We start from the raw sequence: 16820 nt of genomic DNA, 5'->3' as shown, positions 1-16820 counted from the left end.
CATCGCGTCATTAGCGCTGTACCCATTCGCGGCTGAAGCCGCTCCTACACGGGTTGACCCCGTAGGAGCGGCTTCAGCCGCGAAGCATTTCTACGCGAAGCTTTTATCCCCGCTCCCCCATAAACGCCTCGATCCGCTCGCGCAGCCAGCGTTCGGCCGGGTCGTTGTCCATCACGCTCAGCCAGCTCATCGACAGGTCCAGCCCTGGTGTCTCGAAGGGCAGCGCCTCATCCCGCAGCAAGCCCAGTTCACTCATCGCCGTGGCGGTAAAGTCCGACAGGTTGGCAATCAGGTCAGTGCCGGCCAGCAGTGCGGGCAGGCTGGTAAAACGTGGTACCGACATCACCACCCGGCGCTTGCGGCCGATGGCTTCCAGCCACTCATCGGCGAAGCTGCTGACACTGGCTACATGCGAGACCACCACGTGTGGCCGTGAACAGTATTCGTCCAGGCTCATCGGCGTGGTCGAATAGTCGGCGCGCACCACCCTTGGCTGGCAGTTGCGCAGGCGCTTGCGTTTGGCATTGGCCGGCAGATCGCGGGTCAGGCAGACGCCTACGGTGATTTCGCCGGACATCAACAGCTCGGAGATATTCCAGTAGTCAGCGTGCTTGACCACCAGCACGACGTTTGGCGCTTCCTGGCGCAGGGCGCGGAGCAGGGCAGGCAGCAGACCGAACTCCACATCGTCCGACAGGCCGATACGAAAGGTCATGGTGCTTTGCGCCGGCTCGAACTCACGGGTCAGGCTCAAGGCCATGGACATCGCGTCCAGTGCCGGGGTCAGGTGGCGGAGGATCTCGTGGGCACGGGCGGTGGGTTCCATACGGTGGCCGACCCTGACAAACAGCGGGTCGCCCAACAGATTGCGCAGCCGGTTGAGCGCGGCACTGATCGTCGGCTGGCCGAGAAACAGCTTTTCGGCGGCACGGGTCACATTGCGTTCCTGCATCAGGGTTTCGAATACCACCATCAGGTTGATATCCGCCTTGCGCAGCTCGTTACGATTCATCGAGAGGATTCCTTCAGCCGGACCCAACACGCCGGTCAGTCGCCGCCAAGTCTAAGAAGCCACCCGCCCCGGCGTCCAGCGGCTGCCCGCATCGGGCATTAATCTTTTGTAATGGACTTTTCGGCATGGCAGGGCATTTTGCCGCCGCAGTGCAGACCTGCTCCGGTACATTGCCGGGTTCACCTACCTGTCTGGCGTGCGGGTTTCGCTCAAACGCCAGGCCCAGAAAAAGGAGTTGTCCGATGCAGGTTGCAAAGATCGCCGCCCTGGCGGCCGCCATCATCTTGCCCGGCGTGGTGCAGGCCGCCACCCCAAGCTACGGCGAACGTCTGGAAGGCTTCAGCTACCCGTACCCGCTCAAGCAGTTTGCCTTTGAGTCGCAGAACCAGAAACTGGAAATGGGCTATATGGACGTCGCGCCGAGCGCCAAAGCCAATGGCCGCACGGCAGTGCTGATGCATGGCAAGAATTTCTGCGGCGCGACCTGGGAGGCGACCATCAAAACCCTGAGCGAGGCCGGTTATCGGGTCATCGCCCCGGACCAGATCGGTTTCTGCACCTCCAGCAAGCCTGGCCATTATCAGTACAGCTTTCAGCAACTGGCGCTCAATACCCGCGCCTTGCTCGATCAGCTGGGCATCGACAAGGTGGCGCTGGTCGGTCACTCCACCGGCGGCATGCTCGCCACCCGCTTTGCCCTGATGTATCCAGAGCAGACCGACAAACTGGTGATGGTCAACCCCATCGGCCTGGAAGACTGGAAGGCCGTCGGCGTGCCGTACCGCAGCGTAGACCAGTGGTATGAGCGGGAATTGAAAGTCAGTGCCGAAGGCATTCGCCAGTACGAGCAGAAAACCTACTACGACGGGCGCTGGAAGCCGGAGTACGACAAGTGGGTAGACATGCTCGCCGGGCTGTTCAACGGCCCTGGCAAGCAGGCCGTGGCGTGGAACTCGGCACTGATCTACGACATGATCTACACCCAGCCGGTGTACCACGAGTTTGCCAACCTCAAGGTGCCGACCGTGCTGATGATTGGCGACCGCGACACCACCGCCATCGGTAGCGATATCGCGCCGCCTGAGGTCAAGGCGAAGATTGGCAAGTATGAGCAACTGGGCAAGGATGTGGCCAAACTGATTCCCGATGCCGAACTGGTCGAATTCAAGGGCCTGGGCCATGCCCCGCAGATGGAAGAGCCAGAGCGCTTTCACAAGGCCCTGCTGACCGGGCTGCAGTTGAAATAACTGCCTGTGCTGCATTCGTCGGCAACCGGCGCTCCGGTTGCCAGCGAATGCGCGGGCTACACAACTTGAATTGAATTTCCCCTTGCCATTCGCCCTCATAGGCAATCCGCGTTACCATCGGATGCTCAAATTCTGACCGTCAGGTCCACTGGCGGCTGTTTTCCGACTTTGCAGACTGCCGAGCCCAATGTCCGAAACCACACCCTCCGAGCCCCGTTTGCGTGCCCGTCTGAGCGCTTTTTTGCGTGCATTCTGGCCTGCGCCCCATGCCATTGATGCCCTTGAACGACTGCGCGCCAGCACCGGTGCGGCGCTGGGTATCCTGCTGGCTGCTGTGTGTGCCGCGTTCTGGCTCAACGGCAACGCCGCCCATGAACACGGCCTGCTGGCTCTGGCGCTGGTCGCCCCGTTGGGCGCCAGTGCGGTGCTGGTGTTTGCCGTGCCCGCCAGCCCGTTGGCGCAGCCTTGGTCGGTGGTGGGCGGCAATACCCTGTCGGCGCTGGTCGGCATTGCCTGCTGCAAGTGGATTCCCGATGCCAGCCTGGCCGCGGCGCTGGCTGTGGGGCTGGCAATCGCCGTGATGTTGTTGATGCGCTGCCTGCACCCGCCCGGTGGCGCCTCGGCCTTGCTGATGGTGCTGATGGGGTGCGACCGCTTCGAGTTCGCCTTCAGCCCGGTGCTGATCGACTCGTTGCTGATGGTGCTGGCCGGGCTGGTCTACAACAACCTCACCGGGCGCAGTTGGCCGCATCTGCCGCTGCCGGCCAAGGCGGCGCCGACCCATTTGCATCGCGCTGATCTGGATGCGGTGCTGGACCGCTACAACCAGATCCTCGACGTCAGCCGCGACGATCTGGAAGTGCTCCTTGAGCAGGTCGAAGCGCTGAACTTTCAGCGCTCGGTCGGTGATCTGCGGTGCCGCGATGTCATGACCCAGAACCCGCTGAGCGTCGGCCAGGAAACCTCGCTGCGCGAAGCCTGGGCGTTGATGCGGGAACGACGTATCAAGGCCTTGCCGGTCATCGACCGTCAGCAGCATTTGCTGGGCATTGTCACGGTTGCCGATTTCATGGGCCAGATCGACCTGGACGTGCACGATGGCATCGCCTGGCGCCTGCGCACCCTGGTGCGGCCGAAAAAGCACGATGAGGTCCGTACCGTGGGGCAGATCATGACCCGCACCGTGCGGGTGTCGAGCAGCGACCGGCTGCTGCTGGATCTGGTGCCGGTGTTCTCCGACAACGGTCACCGGCACATTCCGATCATCGACGACAAGCAGCGCCTGGTGGGCATCATCACCCAGTCGGATCTGATTCGGGCTTTGTATCGCGCGGTGCGTAGCTGATGCTGCTGCTTTCGCGCTGACGCTGGGCCTGACCCAGGCGCAACCCGACCCACGCCCAGAGCAATGCCAGCCCGGCGCCGATGTACATCGCCAGCGCCGGATGTTCACCGAGCAGGTCCAGGCCGCGCTTGAGCCAGCCACTGAGCGCGTCGCCGCCGCGGTAGACCACGGTGTCGATGAAGTTCTTGGCCTTGTATTTCTGCTCGGCAGACACCACGGTGTAGAGCATTTCCCGGCCCGGCCGGACCAGCGCGTACTCGCCGGCGCGGCGCACCACCATCACCACTGCGAACACCGCAAACACCGGCGACAGCGCCAACAGCACGAACCCGCCAGCGATCAGCAGTGGTACCGCCACCAGCAGGACGGTCACCCCCAGCTTCTGGGCGATTCGCCCGGTGACAAACAGCTGGGTAAAGATCGCCAGGCTTTGCACCAGCGTGTCGAGCAGGCCGAACACCTGGGTCTGGGTAGTGCGGTCAGGAAAATGGCTGGCAACGATACGCGCCTGCTCGAAGTACAGAAAGGTGCTGGCGCTGGCCAGCAGGATCACGAACAGGGCAATGCCGAGCAGAAACGGCGAGCGAAGCACCGCCGTGGCACCGGCAAACGGATTGCCGCCCAGCGGTTTGTCGCGTTGCTCAGCGCGCTGTTCGTTCAACGGCTCACGCTCACGCCAGCGCAGCAGGCTCAAGGCCGCCAGCAGGCTACCAGCCAGGAGCAGGGCGGCCAGCAGCAATAACCCGGCATGCCCCAGCGGCGCCACCAGCACAGTGCCCAGCAGCGGCCCGAGCAGGCCGCCGAAACTGGCGCCACCGGCCATCAGGGCAAATACCCGCCTGGCCTGCGCGCTGCTGAACACATCGGCCAGCACGCTCCAGGCCAGCGAGATGCTCAGCAGGTTGAACACCGACAGCCACACATAGAACGTTCGCCCGGTCCAGACGTTATCTGGATCGCGTTGGATGAGCAGGGCAAAGACCAACAGGTTGAGCACGAAAAAACCGAATACCGCACTGAGCAGCGACCTGCGGTTCAGTCGTGAAGCCAGCAGGCCGAACAGCGGCAAGGCGGCCAGGGTGGCGATGAAGGTGGCGGTAAACAGCCATTGCAGGTTATCGACCCCGCCGGCCAGCCCCATCACTTCGCGCACTGGGCGCAACATGAAATAGCCGGTGAACAGCAGCATGAACATGGCCAGGCCCAGGCTGACGACTCGTTCTTCACCGGGGCTGACATTCAATAGCCGGCGCAGGCGGGCAGCGAATGCGATGGGCATGGGTCAGCCGATCAGGTCAATGAGCGACTGGCGCTGCGCAGCATTGAGTGGCTCGCCAAACCCGGCGAGCAAATTGTCGCGCTGGCGAGTCGGTCGGCCAGTGGCGGGAATCACCGCAGTGACTGCCGGGTCGCTCAGGGCAAAGCGCAGAAACGCCTGGGCCCAGGACATGATGCCGACATCGGCGGCCCAGCCTGGCAGCGGTTTGTTCTGCACGCGATCGAACAACTTGCCGTCATCAAAGGCCCGATTGACCAGCACCGCGACGCCCAGCTCGCGGGCGACCGGAAATACGGTTTTTTCCGCGCCGCGAGTCGACACTGAATAATTGACCTGAACAAAATCCGGACGGCTCTGGCGCAGCACGGCTGCCAGTTCTGCATGGCCGTGTTCCAGATAGTGGGTCACTCCGCTGTAGCGGGTCTTGCCCTCGGCCTTGAGGTCATTGATCAGCGCCAGTTGGGTCTGCCAGTCCTGCAGCGTGTGCACCTGCAGTAGCTCAACCTTGTCGGTGCGCAGCGCGTCCAGAGAGCGCTGAAACTGCGCCAGCCCGGCCTGGCGGCCGTGCGCGGCCAGTTTGGTGGCCAGAAACGCCTTGTCACGCAGGCCCAGCTCGGCGAGCAGGTCACCCAGCACTGTTTCGGCGCGGCCATAGCCGGGCGCCGTGTCGATCAGGGTCGAGCCGCCGGAGAAAAAAGTCTTCAACACTTCACGCAGCGGATCGCGTTCAGCCTGGCTGGTGCCGACATCGAAACTGCCCGAGGTGCCCATGCCGATCACCGGCAACAGCTCGGCGCTGGACGGGACAGCGCGGGTCTGCGGCGGGGCACCGCTCAACGGTGGATTGAGCGGCGTCGCAAAGCGCCCGGCACCGCTGACCAGAAAACCCGCCCCTAATACCGCCATGCCACCCAATACGGCTCTGCGAGTCGCCATCCATAGCCTCCTGCGAATGAGAACTGCTCACTACATTCGTCACAGTCTATACGTTGGTGCATCGATTGATGGCCATGTTCCGACCGCAGGGGCCTGAATCTGATAGCTCTACGACCGGCTTCAGCCGGGAACCCTTTTGCGGATCGCCGCCCGGCTGCTCCTTCAGCGGCGCCTCAGCTCAACAACTGCTCGAATGCCTTGTCTGCCTCCAGCACAGCCGGCAGGCTGTCGAACAACCGGTCCAGATCGACGCCTTCGAACAGTGGGCCGCTGATCGCTTCGCGGGCTTGCGGGGTCGGGCCGCCATGTTCGTTCAGGGCATCGGAAATCACGATGGACTGGGCGATGATCCGTGGCAGCGGGGCGTTGTCGGGTGCCTGCATGGGCCGGGCCTGAAAAGCGATGGCTTGTTGAATCACCTTGGGCAGGTTCCAGCGCTTGGCCAACTCTGCGCCCACCTCCGGATAGCCGAAGCCCAGTTGCAGGGTCTCGTTGGCCACCCGGCCGGACGATCCGGATCTTGCAGCGCTGTTCAGACGTTCAGCCACCGCCGGAGCGCCGGTCTGGATCAGCAGCTCGCCGATGTTGTGCATCACCCCGCACGTGAAGGCTATTTCGGCGTCGGCGCCGCTTTGCTTGGCCAGCAGCCGGGCCACGCCCGCGACCTGAAAGCTGGTCAGCCAGAAACCTTTGAGATCGAAGTTGGGCACTGCCTTGAACGCGCCGGTTACCGCTGAAGCCAGCACCAGTGTACGCAGGGTATTGAAGCCCAGGCGCATGGCAGCATCTTCGATGCTCGACGATTCTCGCGACCCGCGAAACCGTGCCGAGTTGGCCAACCGCAGGATCTTCGCGGAGATCACCGGGTCTTTTTCGATATTGCGTGAAACACTTTCCAGGTTGGACGAAGGATTGTCGAATTGCAGCAATAGATCCTGGGCAACCTTGGGGATGCTGGGCAGGCTCTGCAGGTCGGCAAACAGTTTTTCAATCTCCATGGGGCGCATCCTCATCACGTCGGGATGATTGCAACGATAGTCAGTATTTCCAGGCTTGCACGGGTCGTGCGTCAGGTTGAGAAACAATCCACAGGCGGGTGCAGAACCCAGCTTCAATGCCGATAACATCCGGTAGGCAACATACGCGCTGGCAGGCCATGCGGCTTTTTCATGACCGATGGACGTTTTGTCATGAAATACAGCCGTTGCTGTGATATCAAGAGGCCGTTATGGGCTCTATACCGGTTATACCTATACCTTTTGTGCCGCAGGATTGGCCGGGTAACACCCCTGTTTAAAAAAGTGCCTGCCTCCCTGATGCAGCCCTGTGGAAAGAGTCAACATGATGAGAAGTCTGGGTTTCAGCAAGAAGATCCTGCTGGCGGCGGCACTGACCGTGGGCGTGGCGTTTACCGTATTTATCGTGGTCAATGACTACCGGCAACGGCAGACATTGAAGACCAACGTGCTGGGCGAATTGCAGCAGTTGGGGACATTGACCACCCAGAATATCCAGACCTGGCTGGAGGGGCGTGGCCAACTGGTGCAGTCGATGGGCCAGCAGATCGCTGCTGACGGCAAGGAACAAGCGCAGTTGCGCCGGGCAATCAACCTGCCGGCCTACACCGAGAACTTCCTGTTGAGCTACTTCGGTGGCGCTGATGGCGTGATGTTCTCCATCCCCGCCGGTAACCGCCCGGCCGACTATGACCCACGTGCGCGGGGTTGGTACAAGGCGGCGCAAGGCGCGGGCAAGACCATCGTGACCGAACCCTATATCGCCAGCTCCAGCGGAAAACTGGTAGTCACCGTTGCGACCCCGGTCAGCCAGCAAGGGCAAATGATCGGTGTTGCAGCGGCCGACATCAGCCTGGAGAGCATCAGCAAGACCATCAATTCGCTGAACTTTGGCGGTCATGGTTATGCGTTTATTGTCAGCGCCGACGGCAAGATCCTGATTCACCCGGACGCCAATAGGGTGCTCAAGCCGCTCAGCGAGGTCTACCCGGACAACACCCCGAAGGTCGCGGCAGGTGTCAGCGAAATCGAGTCGGCCGACAAGGCCGAGATCATTGCTTTTACCCCGGTCGAAGGGCCGACATCGAGCCGCTGGTATGTGGCCTTGGTGCTGGAGCGTGACGCGGCCTATGCGATGCTCGGCGAATTCCGCAGCTCAGCCATCACTGCGATGCTGGTGGTGGTGCTGGCGGTGATCTTGATTCTGGGGCTGCTGATCCGCGTGCTGATGCAGCCGTTGCACCAGATGGGCAGTGCGATGCGTGACATTGCGGCGGGCGAGGGCGACCTGACCAAGCGCCTGAATATCACCTCCCAGGATGAATTCGGCGAGCTGGCGCGTTCGTTCAACCAGTTCGTCGAGCGGATCCACACCTCGATCCGGGAAGTGGCGTCGACCGCCGCGCAACTGGGCGATGTGGCCAATCAGGTGGTCCAGGCTTCCAACTCATCGATTGGCAGTTCCGACGAGCAGGCGCACCGTACCGAAAGCGTGGCGGCGGCAATCAATGAACTGGGGGCTGCCGCCCAGGAAATCGCCCGCAATGCGGCGCAGACCTCGCAGAAGTCTGGCGACGCCAGCCAACTGGCCGGTGACGGCCGTCAGGTGGTGCAGCAATCGATTGGCGCGATGAACGAGCTATCAGCCAAGATCAGTGAGTCCTGCGCGCGCATCGAGTCGCTTAACGGCAAGACCGCCAATATCGGTCAGATTCTCGAAGTGATCACCGGTATTTCCCAGCAGACCAACCTGCTGGCGCTCAACGCCGCCATCGAAGCGGCGCGGGCCGGTGAAGCCGGGCGTGGTTTTGCTGTGGTCGCCGATGAAGTGCGCAACCTGGCGCACCGCACCCAGGACTCGGCGCAGCAAGTGCAGGGCATGATCGAAGAACTGCAGACCGGTGCCCGGGACGCGGTAACGACCATGCTGGCGAGCCAGCGTCACAGCGAGTCCAGTGTCGACATCACCAACCGCGCCGGTGAACGTCTGGGCAGCGTGACTCAGCGAATCGACGAGATCAATGAGATGAACCAGTCGGTGGCCGCCGCCACAGAACAACAGACGGCGGTGGTCGAGTCGATCAACATGGACATCAGCCAGATCAACAGCCTCAACCAGCAAGGCGTTGATAACCTCAAGCTGACCTTGCAGGCCTGCAACTCGCTGGAGCAGCAGACCCGTCGTTTGCAGCAGTTGGTAGGCTCGTTCCGCATCTGAACCGCAGCGCCTGAACGATTGCTGATCGCAGGCGCATGTCATTGAATTGGCAACAAATTGTGATACAAGCGCGGTGCGGTACACTGCGTTGCACCGCGCGGCCGCAGCCTGTCATCCGCCAGGCTGCCCGGCATCAAGTCTGCTGGTCATTTTGGGAGCCTCTGCATGTTGCACCGCCTAGTGCGTCTGCTGGTGTCTGTCGTTAGCCTGGCATTGTGTCTGCTGACCAGCGCTCACGGCCAGGAGCAAGCCATCCGCTTCGGCCTGCTGTCCACCGAGTCCAGAGAAAACCTGCACGCCATCTGGCAGCCGTTGCTCGACGACATGACGCGCCAGACGGGCTTGCCGGTGGAGGCGGTGTTTGCCAGTGACTACGCCCACTTGATCGAAGGCATGCGGGCGCAGCGCATCGATGTTGCCTGGTTGGGGAACATGGCTGCGGTGGAGGCGGTGGATCATTCCGGTGCCGAGGTTTTCGCCCAGACCGCCATGGAACACGGTATGCCTGGTTATTACGGTCTGCTGATCGCGCGTAAAGACAGCCCGGTCAATAACGTCGGCGACTTGCTGCGCCTTGCACCGCAACTGACCTTTGGTAACGGCGACCTGAATTCGACTTCAGGTTATCTGGTGCCCGGTTACTACGTTTTCGCTCGCCAGCAGGTTGACCCGGCCAAGGCGTTCAAGCGCACCGTCAATCAGAGCCACGAAGCCAATGCGCTGGATGTTGCCAACGGTAAACTTGATGCCGCAAGCTTCAACAGCGAAAACTGGGACCGCCTGCAACTGACCCATCCCGAGCAATTGAGCCAGTTGAAGATCATCTGGAAATCCCGGTTGATCCCTTCGGACCCGGTCCTGTGGCGCACGTCGCTGAGCCAGCAGAGCCGAGCAAAAATTCGCAGCTTCCTGCTGAGCTATGGCGCTAACGAGCATGAAAAAGCGGTGCTCAAAGGGCTGCAGCAAACCTCGTTCATTGCCTCGGACAACGATCAGTTGCTACCGATCCGCCAGTTGCTGTTGTTCAAGCAGCGCACTGAAGTGGCGGCCAGCACGCTGAGCGTTGATCAGAAAAAAGCCCGATTGCGCGCCATCGACGCTGAGCTGGCCCGTTTGCAGGATCGTATCAGTGTGCCTGGCAAGCAAAGCGGGCCGTGACCTTCAGTAGCAGGGCACTATGGATTCTGCTGCGCAGCGATTATCATTCGCCGCGTTCGAATCATCGTACAAGAGGACAGGGCATGCCGGGCAGGTTGATCTATCTCATCGGGCCGTCCGGCTCCGGCAAGGACAGTTTGCTCGATGCCGCCCGCGATAGCCTGGCAGCACGCGGCTGTAAGGTAGTACGCCGGGTCATCACCCGTTCTGCCGAAGCGGTGGGCGAGGCCGCCGAGGCAGTCAGTGTCGAGCAGTTCCAGCACCTCAAGGCCCAAGGCGCGTTTGCCCTGGATTGGCAAGCCAATGGGTTGCATTACGGCATCCCCATCGAAATAGACCAGTGGCTGGCGGCCGGCAACGATGTACTGGTCAATGGCTCACGCGGCCACCTGCACGCCACCCGGCAACGCTACCCCGATCTGTTGGCGATCCTGCTTACCGTCGATCCTGACATCCTGCGCCAGCGCCTGCTGGCCCGAGGCCGCGAGCCGCTGGCCGAAATCGAAGCGCGCTTGCAGCGCAATGCGCGCTTTGCCAGTGAGCTGCTGGCCGAAGCGCCGGATGTGCGGTTATTGGATAATTCCGGGGCGCTGCACGACAGCGTTGCCCGGTTGATCGGCTACCTTGCGCACTAGCTGGCTCTGCACGGTGATTTTGACGGACTGATCACGGTGCCCGTAGGAGCGGCTTTAGCCGCGAATTGACCTATATCAGCCGAACATATGTGTCGCTCTACACATCTTCGCTGCTAAAGCAGCTCCTGCGGCGGTCGCGCTCAGCCGGTCGGAATCTGTATGCAGAGCCACTAGCTGGCTCCTTACAGCGCGTGCGCCACCCACATCCACAGCGGCAAGGTCACCACCGACAGCAGTGTGGTCAGGGCAATCGCCGAGCTGGTCTTCTGGCGGTCTTGCTGGGTCGTGGCGAAGGCCAGCACATTCACCCCGCTGGGTCCTGCGGCCATCAGCACCAGCACCGCACGCGGCATGCCCGTGATACCCAGCACTACGCAGGCCAACAGCACCAGCAGCGGCATCAGCGCCAGTTTGGCGAAGGTGATGCTCAGCGCCTCACGGGTCGGGGTCAGGCGGTAGCCGGACAGGTTGGCGCCCAGCACCAGCAACGAGCAGGGCAGGGCGGCCTGGGCCAGCCAGTTGCTTAGCTGATCGGCCCACAGCGGCAGATGCAAACCCGACAGATTGACCGCCATGCCGGCCAACAGGCCGATGATGATCGGGTTGGCCAGGCTGGCGATCAGCGAGCGTGCGTTGAACGCCGCCGAGCCGGTAACGGTTTCGTAAAGGCTGTGGAAGCTGAACAGCAGCAGGCTGTGGATCGAGATTACCGTGAACAGCAGCAACAGCCCCGGCGGGCCGAACAGCGAGCCTACCAACGGAATGCCGATCAGGATGTTGTTGGAAAAGCTCGCGGTCAGGCCGAATGGCGTGGGGCGCTGGCTCCAGCGGTGGGTCAGCAGATTGACCAGGATGAAGATCAGCAGCGCCGGCACGAAATACCCAGCCAGCACGCCGACGTCCAGCCCCTCGTGCAGCGGCGCCTTGATCATCCCGGTAAACAGCACCATGGGCATGAACAGCTTGAACGCCAGGGTGCTCAACGCCTTGGCATTTTCACCGGCGATCACCTTGCGCAGGCCCAGCCCGTAGCCGAGTACAATCAACAGGAAAATGGGCAGGATCGCCTGGATAACGGCCACGGCACGGTTCCTTCTGGTGAGTTTCAGGCACTGAGGGCGGGCAGTATGCCGGGCTGTGATTCGCAGCGCACCTGTCTAACCCGGTCGTTTGCGAACGAGAGCAGGAAAAGGCGAAAAAGATAGTGCGTGACTTGGTTGTTAAATTTGATGTTATATTGTTTCAAATTTGCCAGGCCCAGGCCGATGCCCGAGTAAACTCTGGCCTGAACGAGACGTACGCCATCATGACCAGCTCCCTCCCCGACGTAGCCCTCACTGAAATCTCCGCCGCTCTGATGCCTCTGGACTGGGTCGGCATGCAGGGCATCGAACTGCCCCTGCGCCTGGATGAACCCGGCCAGAAGTACCCACTGCATGCCAGTGCCGACGTGCAGGTCGAGCTTGCCGATCCGAGCGTCAAAGGCATTCACATGTCGCGCCTGTATCGCTTGCTCGATGGCTTTGCCGAGCAACAGACCCTGACGGTGCAAAGCGTGTACGCGCTGCTCGAAGCGATGGTCGAGAGTCATGCCGACTGCCGCTCCAGCCGCGCCCGGTTGCGGCTGGCCTTCAGCCTGCTGTGCCGCCGCCCGGCGCTGGTGACCGCGGGCCTGAGCGGCTGGAAGTCCTATCCGGCCACGCTCGAAGCGGTCTGGAGCAAAGGCCGTCTGCAATTGGACGTGACCGTGGAGGTGACCTATTCATCGACCTGCCCGTGCTCGGCGGCGCTGTCGCGGCAGTTGCTCGAAGAGGCGTTTCGCACCCGCTTTGCCGGCCAGACCGCGCTGGACCCGGGCGAGGTGGCGGTATGGCTGCGCGAGAACGGCTCGCACGCCACCCCGCACAGCCAGCGCAGTGTGGCGCGGGTGCAGGTGCGTATTCCCGAACAGGCTGAAGGCCTGCGCCTGATGGAACTGATCGACACCACCGAGCGTGCCCTCGGTACCCCGGTGCAGACCGCCGTCAAACGGGCCGACGAGCAGGCCTTTGCGCGCCTCAACGGGCAGAACCTGATGTACGTCGAAGACGCCGCGCGCAAGATCCAGCAGGCCCTGGAAGGGCGCTTTGCCGCCTCCAGCGTCAGCGTCCGCCATCTGGAAAGCCTGCATCCCCACGATGCCGTGGCCCAGACCTCCAACTACCTGACCTGAGGATAATCGCGTGATCCGCAAGAACCCGTCCGGCCACCTGCCGGTCATTGCCGAGTCAGCCTACATCGACAAGACCGCGATTATCTGCGGCAAGGTCATCATCCACGAAAACGTGTTCGTCGGCCCTTACGCGGTCATCCGCGCCGACGAGGTGGATGCCAGTGGTGATATGGAGCCTATTGTCATCGGTGCCAATTCCAACATTCAGGACGGCGTGGTGATCCACTCCAAGTCCGGTGCGGCGGTGACCATCGGCCAATACAGCTCCATCGCCCATCGCTCGATTGTTCACGGCCCCTGTGAAGTCGGCGACCGGGTGTTCATTGGCTTCAACAGCGTGCTGTTTAACTGCAAGGTCGGCGACGGCAGTGTGGTGCGTCACAACTCGGTGGTCGATGGCCGCGACCTGCCGGCCAGCTTCTACGTGCCGTCCACCACGCGGATCGGCCCGGCCACCGACCTCAGTCAATTTCCGCCGGTCAGCGTGTCGGCCTCGGAGTTCTCGGAGGACGTAGCGCGGACCAATATCGACCTGGTGCGCGGCTACAAGGCGCTGCAAAACGAATTCTGAATACCGAGGGGCATTGCCATGACCGAACAGGAACTGCTGGCCCAGCCGGCCGAGCGCTACATGGATGACACTCAGCAGGCGTTCTTTCGTGAGCTGCTGATGAGTCAGCGCACTGAATTGCAAACACGGATTTCCAGCGAGTTCATCGACCTGCGAGAATACGAACCCGCCAGCGACCTGGCCGACATTGGCGCCGCCGAAGAACAACGTCAGTGGCAACTGCGGGTGCTGGAGCGCGAGAAAAAACTGCTCGACAAGATCGACGAGGCACTGGAGCGGCTGGCCCGTGGCGAGTTCGGCTGGTGCGCCGAAACCGGTGAACCGATCGGTCTGAAACGCCTGCTGCTGCGTCCCACGGCCAGTTTGTGCATTGAGGCCAAAGAGCGCCAGGAGCTGCGCGAGCGGCATCAGCGCGATCATTCGTAGCTGCGGCTTGAGCCGCGAGAACTTCACGCCGCCCGGCTGCTCCTGGGTAAACCACACGGCATCACACACCACCCCTTACCACGGACATCACCGCTTCATGACCACCGTTGTTGCCCCCAAGCCAGCTTCAAGACTGCGCTCGATCGACGCCCTGCGCGGGTTGATCATTCTCTTCATGCTTCTGGACCACGTGCGCGAAACCTTCTTTCTGCATCGCCAGGTCGGCGACCCGATGGACGTCGCCACCACCGCGCCGGAGCTGTTCTTCAGTCGGACTCTGGCGCACCTGTGTGCGCCGTTGTTTGTGTTTCTGACCGGCCTGTCAGCGTTTCTGTTCGGTGAAAAATACAGCGGGCGCGGTGATGTGTCGGCGTTTCTGTTCAAGCGCGGTCTGTTTCTGGTGGTGCTGGAGTTCACCCTGGTCAACTTCGCCTGGACCTTCCAGTTCCCGTTTTCGGTCATCTACCTGCAGGTGATCTGGGCCATCGGCCTGAGCATGATTGCCCTGTCAGCGCTGGTCTACCTGCCGCGTGCCGCGCTGATCGGCCTCGGGGTACTGATTGTCGCGGGTCACAACCTGCTCGACGGCCTGCACTTCGGTATCGAGTCGGCCCTGCATGTACCGTGGGCAATCCTGCATGATCGTGGCTGGATCGAAGTCGCCCAAGACCTGCGTCTGAGAACCTCGTATCCGGTGTTGCCGTGGATTGGCGTTATCGCGCTGGGCTACGCCGCCGGCCCGTGGTTTGCCAGCCAGGCAGACGCCGCCAGCCGGCGCAGCAAGCTGCTGTTCTCAGGCCTGGGCCTGTTGACGGTGTTTGTACTGCTGCGTCTGCTCAACGGTTATGGCGAGAAACCCTGGAGCGTTGGCGAAACCGGCGTGCAGACGCTGATGAGCTTCTTCAACATCACCAAATACCCGCCGTCGCTATTGTTCATCAGCCTGACCCTGGGCATCGGTCTGCTGATCCTGATCGCCTTCGAACGCTGGCAGCAGCGCGCCTGGCTCAAGCCGTTGGTGATCTTTGGCGCGGCACCCATGTTCTTCTACCTGCTGCACCTGTACGTGCTGAAAGTCCTCTACCTGATGGCCGTGGCGCTATGGGGCACCAATCAGGGCAAGTACTTCGGTTTCGACGGCATGGGCGCGGTGTGGCTGGCCTCAGTGCTGCTGGCCGTGGCGCTGTTCCCGGCGGTGCGCTGGTTCGCGACGCTCAAGGCGCGACGCCGGGATATTGCCTGGTTGAAGTACCTCTGACATTGCACTATCACCTTGAGTCTTTCCCGCCCCATGGATTCGGGCGGGAGAGATGTCAGGGCAATCAATGAAAACACGCCAGCCAATGCCTTCTTGCCTGGATGGTTGGGAGCATCACGGGACTGTCCGTTGAGGGGGGAGAACTGGAGCAATGACAGGTTTAGCCTTCTGTAATGAAATGATTCGGCTGTGCAGGATGAAAAAAGCCAGTGCCAGCGTTGAGGCCTGTAGGTGAAGAAGTAATGTTATTTTTTCATAATCCCAGTTAATGGCGTAGACGATGGGTATCAACATTCCCAGCATAAGAGCGTTGATTATTAATTGTGGAGCGGTGGTGCGGTTCAATGCTCTTAAGTGTCCTGTTGCAAGTGCCAGGAAAGCGCTGCAGTTCGTGAAGGTTATGAGGCTCCATGCAAGGCTTTTATCATAGATGACGGAGTTGTTACTGTAGAGGCTGAAGATTTTTTCGCCGGTAAAAATGATTATGACTGTGATTGTCGTGCTAAGCGCGGCGGTCCAGATCAGTCCGTGACGGTAGTTGCTTTTTTTCTCTGAAAGCTCTGAGCTTGTGTAAATGCTATGCACCTGACTGAATGCCAGAGACGGAATGGTCAGCAGAGTGATGATGCTCATCGTGACGGATAGCTCTTTGTTGAGGCTTAAGTTTGTAGCTGCAAGCCGCTCCACGACTAGAAAGAAATATATTTTTTGCCCGATCATTCCTCCGGCAATGGCCGCCCCTTTTTTTAGTAATGGGGAGGCCACACAGGCTGCGTTGCTTACTGAAAAGCGACGATAGCCCTTGTTGATGCTCAAAAAGCTGATGAGTGACAGCGTTTCTGTAACTAGAAAGTAAGCGAGTGCGTAGTATTTAAAATGCTCTGGCGGGCAGCAAGAAAATGATGCGGTCAGATAAATGATGCCGGTTATCGTGATCAGGGTTTTCAATTTGGCCGATTGTTGAGCTTTGCCGGTCGCCTCGGAAAATGACTGTAAGAAGATGTTGATTGGCAGAAGCGTGGCGGCCGGAATATAAATGATCGATAGATTTACCAGGGTTGCACTGCCTAGAATCTCGGCGCTCGGCAGCTGAAGAACGATCGCCAAGGCAATGGTGCACAGCAAACAAGCGATGAAGCCCAACGCCAGCGAAAGGGTAAAACCGCCTGAGAAAAACTCATCCATTTTTTCAGCGTCTATTTTGATCCTTGCTACGGTGTTGCTGACTGTGGATAGCAGCACCGGTATCGTCGCAGCAATAATAGAAAAAAATGCAATCGTGTAAGAAACGATCGCCAGCGCGTCGGGGGCGGTATAAGCAATCAGCGAGAAAAGTGTGGAAATACCGAGCAAAGGGAACGCACGGGTAATCACAAAAGACGGCAGAGAGGTCGCTGCGAATGCACTGTAGTTCATGACGTACCCTCCCGGATAGAAAGTATGTGGTTTTCCTCCATTGGGCAGCGGTGTGCTGCACGTTCGATTTTTTTGGGTAGCGACGCCGCTG

The 16820-nt window shown here is 60.8% G+C and carries 15 protein-coding genes and 1 pseudogene; 10 read left to right on the top strand and 6 right to left on the bottom strand.

The window, feature by feature from the left end; translation table 11 throughout:
* Positions 1-103: 103 nt before the first annotated feature.
* Positions 104-1012, bottom strand: a complete 909-nt coding sequence (locus tag NJC40_RS23985; RefSeq protein ID WP_045492620.1) for a LysR substrate-binding domain-containing protein — start codon at positions 1010-1012, stop codon at positions 104-106.
* Between the two features lie 242 nt (positions 1013-1254).
* On the opposite strand from NJC40_RS23985, the gene NJC40_RS23980 reads away from it, so the two are divergent.
* Together NJC40_RS23980 and NJC40_RS23975 are read left to right on the top strand one after the other, a co-directional pair.
* On the top strand, positions 1255-2259 hold the full coding sequence (locus NJC40_RS23980) for an alpha/beta hydrolase (RefSeq protein ID WP_045492617.1): 1005 nt from the start codon (positions 1255-1257) through the stop codon (positions 2257-2259).
* A gap of 187 nt (positions 2260-2446) precedes the next feature.
* Positions 2447-3604 (top strand): HPP family protein, encoded by a 1158-nt coding sequence (locus NJC40_RS23975; protein WP_084710143.1) that lies wholly within the window; start codon positions 2447-2449, stop codon positions 3602-3604.
* Here NJC40_RS23975 and NJC40_RS23970 read toward each other — a convergent pair.
* The 3 genes from NJC40_RS23970 to NJC40_RS23960 form a co-directional block, all read right to left on the bottom strand.
* Positions 3555-4883, bottom strand: coding sequence for an NTP/NDP exchange transporter (locus NJC40_RS23970; RefSeq protein ID WP_253141122.1), 1329 nt, complete (start codon positions 4881-4883; stop codon positions 3555-3557). The genes NJC40_RS23975 and NJC40_RS23970 overlap by 50 nt on opposite strands.
* A 3-nt stretch (positions 4884-4886) precedes the next feature.
* Entirely contained in the window at positions 4887-5819 is a 933-nt protein-coding gene (locus NJC40_RS23965) for an aldo/keto reductase (RefSeq protein WP_253141123.1), read from the bottom strand.
* Positions 5820-5992: 173 nt separating this feature from the next.
* A complete protein-coding gene (locus tag NJC40_RS23960) occupies positions 5993-6817 on the bottom strand; it encodes an HDOD domain-containing protein (RefSeq protein ID WP_253111603.1) in 825 nt (274 codons plus the stop codon).
* 343 nt (positions 6818-7160) lie between these two features.
* On the opposite strand from NJC40_RS23960, the pseudogene NJC40_RS23955 reads away from it, so the two are divergent.
* The 4 genes and pseudogenes from NJC40_RS23955 to phnN form a co-directional block, all read left to right on the top strand.
* A pseudogene (locus tag NJC40_RS23955) lies at positions 7161-8147 on the top strand (cache domain-containing protein); the annotation flags it as partial.
* A gap of 75 nt (positions 8148-8222) precedes the next feature.
* The gene (locus NJC40_RS23950; protein WP_492180591.1) at positions 8223-9053 is read left to right on the top strand and encodes a methyl-accepting chemotaxis protein; all 831 of its coding nucleotides are present in this window, start codon (positions 8223-8225) and stop codon (positions 9051-9053) included.
* A gap of 165 nt (positions 9054-9218) precedes the next feature.
* Complete coding sequence (gene phnD / locus NJC40_RS23945; RefSeq protein ID WP_253111607.1) at positions 9219-10211, top strand: phosphonate ABC transporter substrate-binding protein; 993 nt, start codon at positions 9219-9221, stop codon at positions 10209-10211.
* Positions 10212-10294: 83 nt separating this feature from the next.
* Entirely contained in the window at positions 10295-10846 is a 552-nt protein-coding gene (gene phnN, locus NJC40_RS23940; protein ID WP_253141125.1) for a phosphonate metabolism protein/1,5-bisphosphokinase (PRPP-forming) PhnN, read from the top strand.
* A 182-nt stretch (positions 10847-11028) separates the two neighbouring features.
* Here the strand turns inward: phnN and NJC40_RS23935 are convergent, their stop codons facing one another.
* On the bottom strand, positions 11029-11928 hold the full coding sequence (locus tag NJC40_RS23935) for an AEC family transporter (RefSeq protein ID WP_253141126.1): 900 nt from the start codon (positions 11926-11928) through the stop codon (positions 11029-11031).
* Between the two features lie 224 nt (positions 11929-12152).
* Here NJC40_RS23935 and folE2 point away from each other — a divergent pair, with 224 nt between their 5' ends.
* From folE2 to NJC40_RS23915, 4 genes are all read left to right on the top strand, one after another.
* The gene (folE2, locus tag NJC40_RS23930; protein ID WP_253141127.1) at positions 12153-13058 is read left to right on the top strand and encodes a GTP cyclohydrolase FolE2; all 906 of its coding nucleotides are present in this window, start codon (positions 12153-12155) and stop codon (positions 13056-13058) included.
* Between the two features lie 10 nt (positions 13059-13068).
* The gene (locus tag NJC40_RS23925) at positions 13069-13629 is read left to right on the top strand and encodes a gamma carbonic anhydrase family protein (protein ID WP_253141128.1); all 561 of its coding nucleotides are present in this window, start codon (positions 13069-13071) and stop codon (positions 13627-13629) included.
* An 18-nt stretch (positions 13630-13647) separates the two neighbouring features.
* Complete coding sequence (gene dksA / locus NJC40_RS23920) at positions 13648-14055, top strand: RNA polymerase-binding protein DksA (RefSeq protein WP_253141129.1); 408 nt, start codon at positions 13648-13650, stop codon at positions 14053-14055.
* Positions 14056-14152: 97 nt separating this feature from the next.
* The gene (locus NJC40_RS23915) at positions 14153-15313 is read left to right on the top strand and encodes an acetyltransferase domain-containing protein (RefSeq protein ID WP_253141130.1); all 1161 of its coding nucleotides are present in this window, start codon (positions 14153-14155) and stop codon (positions 15311-15313) included.
* Between the two features lie 114 nt (positions 15314-15427).
* On the opposite strand, the gene NJC40_RS23910 is transcribed toward NJC40_RS23915, so the two are convergent.
* Positions 15428-16729, bottom strand: a complete 1302-nt coding sequence (locus NJC40_RS23910; protein WP_253141131.1) for an MATE family efflux transporter — start codon at positions 16727-16729, stop codon at positions 15428-15430.
* Positions 16730-16820: the final 91 nt, after the last annotated feature.

Source organism: Pseudomonas sp. 21LCFQ02 (assembly GCF_024129895.2).
Classification (GTDB): domain Bacteria; phylum Pseudomonadota; class Gammaproteobacteria; order Pseudomonadales; family Pseudomonadaceae; genus Aquipseudomonas.
The sequence above is the reverse complement of the archived record's forward strand: the minus strand, read 5'-3'. Positions and strand labels throughout refer to the sequence as shown.

What these genes read in the sequence shown, in the direction of transcription:
- NJC40_RS23985 (WP_045492620.1), bottom strand. Translation starts at nt 1,012, where the DNA reads ATGAATCGTAACGAGCTGCGCAAGGCGGATATCAACCTGATGGTGGTA.
- NJC40_RS23980 (WP_045492617.1), top strand. Translation starts at nt 1,255, where the DNA reads ATGCAGGTTGCAAAGATCGCCGCCCTGGCGGCCGCCATCATCTTGCCC.
- NJC40_RS23975 (WP_084710143.1), top strand. Translation starts at nt 2,447, where the DNA reads ATGTCCGAAACCACACCCTCCGAGCCCCGTTTGCGTGCCCGTCTGAGC.
- NJC40_RS23970 (WP_253141122.1), bottom strand. Translation starts at nt 4,883, where the DNA reads ATGCCCATCGCATTCGCTGCCCGCCTGCGCCGGCTATTGAATGTCAGC.
- NJC40_RS23965 (WP_253141123.1), bottom strand. Translation starts at nt 5,819, where the DNA reads ATGGCGACTCGCAGAGCCGTATTGGGTGGCATGGCGGTATTAGGGGCG.
- NJC40_RS23960 (WP_253111603.1), bottom strand. Translation starts at nt 6,817, where the DNA reads ATGGAGATTGAAAAACTGTTTGCCGACCTGCAGAGCCTGCCCAGCATC.
- phnD (WP_253111607.1), top strand. Translation starts at nt 9,219, where the DNA reads ATGTTGCACCGCCTAGTGCGTCTGCTGGTGTCTGTCGTTAGCCTGGCA.
- phnN (WP_253141125.1), top strand. Translation starts at nt 10,295, where the DNA reads ATGCCGGGCAGGTTGATCTATCTCATCGGGCCGTCCGGCTCCGGCAAG.
- folE2 (WP_253141127.1), top strand. Translation starts at nt 12,153, where the DNA reads ATGACCAGCTCCCTCCCCGACGTAGCCCTCACTGAAATCTCCGCCGCT.
- dksA (WP_253141129.1), top strand. Translation starts at nt 13,648, where the DNA reads ATGACCGAACAGGAACTGCTGGCCCAGCCGGCCGAGCGCTACATGGAT.
- NJC40_RS23915 (WP_253141130.1), top strand. Translation starts at nt 14,153, where the DNA reads ATGACCACCGTTGTTGCCCCCAAGCCAGCTTCAAGACTGCGCTCGATC.
- NJC40_RS23910 (WP_253141131.1), bottom strand. Translation starts at nt 16,729, where the DNA reads ATGAACTACAGTGCATTCGCAGCGACCTCTCTGCCGTCTTTTGTGATT.